A 2,603-nucleotide genomic window follows, 5' to 3' on the forward strand; every position below is an offset into this window, starting at 1 on the left:
ATCGGTACCGGTGGGGCCGGCGGCGCGGGCGCGGGTGGCACTGGCACCAGCGCGGCCAACGGTCTCGGCGCCAACGGCGGCGCGGGCGGCGCCGGCGGCAACGGCTTGGCCGGCACGGCAGGCACCAATGGCGTCAGCGCGGGTGAGAGCGGTACCAGCGGCACCGCGGGCGGTAAGGGTGGCGACGGCGGTGCGGGTGGTAACGCCAGTGGTCTCGGAACCAAAGCCGGTGACGGCGGCGCTGGTGGTAAGGGTGGCGAGGGCGGTAAGGGCGGCAGCGGCGTCGACGGCAGCAACGGCATCGCGACCGTCGGTGCGGGTGGCAACGGCCAAGCCGGCGGTAACGCCGGCGCCGGCGCTGATGGCGGTGCGGGCGGTAAGGGCGGCGCCGCAGGCAGCATCGGCGACATCGCCGGCAAAGCTGGTGACGGTGGTGCGGCCGGTAACGGTGGCGCTGCCGGTACCGCTGGCAAGGGCGGCCTAGGCGCCACCGGCGCCGCCGGTCTCGCCGGTGTCAACGGCGGCGACGGCTATCTCGGTGGCGACGGCGGCGCCGGGGGTAACGGCGCCAGCGGCGGCAACGGTGGCAACGGCGGCGCGGCCGGCGGTCTCAGTGCGAACGCCGGCGCCAACGGCAACGGTGGCACGGCCAGCGCAGGTGGTGTCGGCGGTGCGGCCGGCAAGGGCGGCGCGGGTGTTGATGGCGCCGCCGGGGTGGCGGGCCTCAACGCGGGTGCGGGTGTGGCCGGCGGCGATGGTGGCGCCGGCGGTAAAGGTGGCGCAGGCGGGACCGGAGGCACCGGCGGTGCCGCAGGCACCGGTGGAACCAGCGGCACTGCGGGTGCTGACGCTAAGGGCGGCGACGGTGGGCTCGGTGGCAACGCCGGCACCGCCGGAGTCGGTGGCCGGGGCGCCGACGGCGTCACCGGCGCGATTGATGGCGGGGCGGGCGGCCTGGGTGGTAACGCCGGAGCGATCGGGACCGGTGGCGCTGGCGGTGTTGGCGCAGGCGGCACCGGCACCACCGCCGCCAACGGTCTCGGCGCGAACGGCGGCGCCGGCGGCGCGGGCGGTAACGGCCTGGCCGGGGTGGCAGGTACCAACGGTCTCAGCGCAGGCGACAGTGGCACCAGTGGCACCGCGGGCGGTAAGGGTGGCGACGGCGGTGCCGGTGGTAACGCCAGTGGTCTGGGAACCAAAGCCGGTGACGGCGGCGCCGGCGGTAAGGGCGCCGAGGGCGGTAAGGGCGGCAGCGGCGTCGACGGCAGCAACGGTGTCTTCACCACCGGCAAGGGTGGCGTCGGGGAAGCCGGTGGCAACGCCGGTGCCGGCGCTGATGGCGGCGCGGGCGGCAACGGCGGTGCGGCCGGCAGCGGCGATATCGCCGGCAAGGCTGGTGACGGTGGTGCAGCCGGCAGCGGTGGCGCTGCCGGTATTGCGGGCAAGGGCGGCCTAGGCGCCACCGGTGCTAGCGGTCTCGCGGGTGTCAACGGCGGTGCCGGGTACTCCGGTGGCGATGGTGGCGCCGGCGGTAACGGCGCCAGCGGCGGCAATGGTGGCAACGGCGGTGCGGCCGGCGGTATCGGCGCGAACGCCGGCGCCAACGGCAATGGCGGCGCAGCCAGCGCCGGCGGTATCGGCGGCGTGGCGGGTAACGGTGGCGCCGGTGTTGATGGCGCGGCTGGTGTGGCGGGCCTCAACGCGGGTGCGGGTGTAGCTGGCGGCGATGGCGGTGCCGGCGGTAAGGGTGGCGCGGGCGGTACCGGCGGAACCGGTGGCGCCGCGGGTACCGGGGGCACTGGTGGTCTCGCGGGTGCTGACGCTAAGGGCGGCGACGGCGGTCTCGGCGGCAACGCCGGCACCGCCGGCACCGGCGGCCGGGGTGCCGACGGCATCAACGGCTTCATCGACGGCGGCGCAGGCGGCCTCGGCGGCAGCGCCGGAGCGATCGGTACCGGCGGCGCAGGCGGTGCCGGTACGGGTGGCAGCGGCACCACCGCCGCCAACGGTCTCGGCGCCAACGGCGCGGCCGGCGGCGCGGGCGGAAACGGCCTGGCCGGCACAGCCGGCACCAGCGGCGTCAACGCGGGTGAGAGCGGTACCAATGGCACCGCGGGCGGTAAGGGTGGCGACGGTGGGGCTGGTGGTAACGCCAGTGGTCTGGGAACCAAAGCCGGTGACGGCGGCGCCGGCGGTAAGGGCGCCGAGGGCGGTAAGGGCGGCAGCGGCGTCGACGGCAGCAACGGGGTCTCCACCGTCGGTGCCGGTGGTAACGGCCAAGCCGGTGGTAACGCGGGTGCCGGCGCTGATGGCGGCGCGGGCGGTAAGGGCGGTGCCGCAGGTACCGGCGATATCGCCGGCAAGGCCGGTGACGGTGGCGCGGCCGGTAACGGTGGCGCGGCCGGCATCGCAGGCAAGGGCGGGACGGGTGCGGCCGGCTCCAACGGTGTGGGCGGACTCAACAGCAACGCGGGCTACGCCGGTGGCGATGGTGGTGCCGGTGGTAATGGCGCCGACGGCGGCAAGGGCGGCAACGGCGGCGCAGCCGGCGGTGTCGGGGCGAACGCGGGCGCCAATGGCAACGGTGGCGCGGCCACCGCCGG

General features: G+C 76.3%; 1 protein-coding gene. It reads left to right on the forward strand.

The genetic code is table 11. The features are described from left to right. Positions 1 to 2,603, forward strand: a 2,603-nt coding sequence (locus ACZY1I_RS32100) for a hypothetical protein (RefSeq protein ID WP_463761687.1), incomplete at both ends; no start/stop codon positions are given.

The sequence above is a fragment of the Mycobacterium sp. IDUB_37 genome (assembly GCF_055419245.1).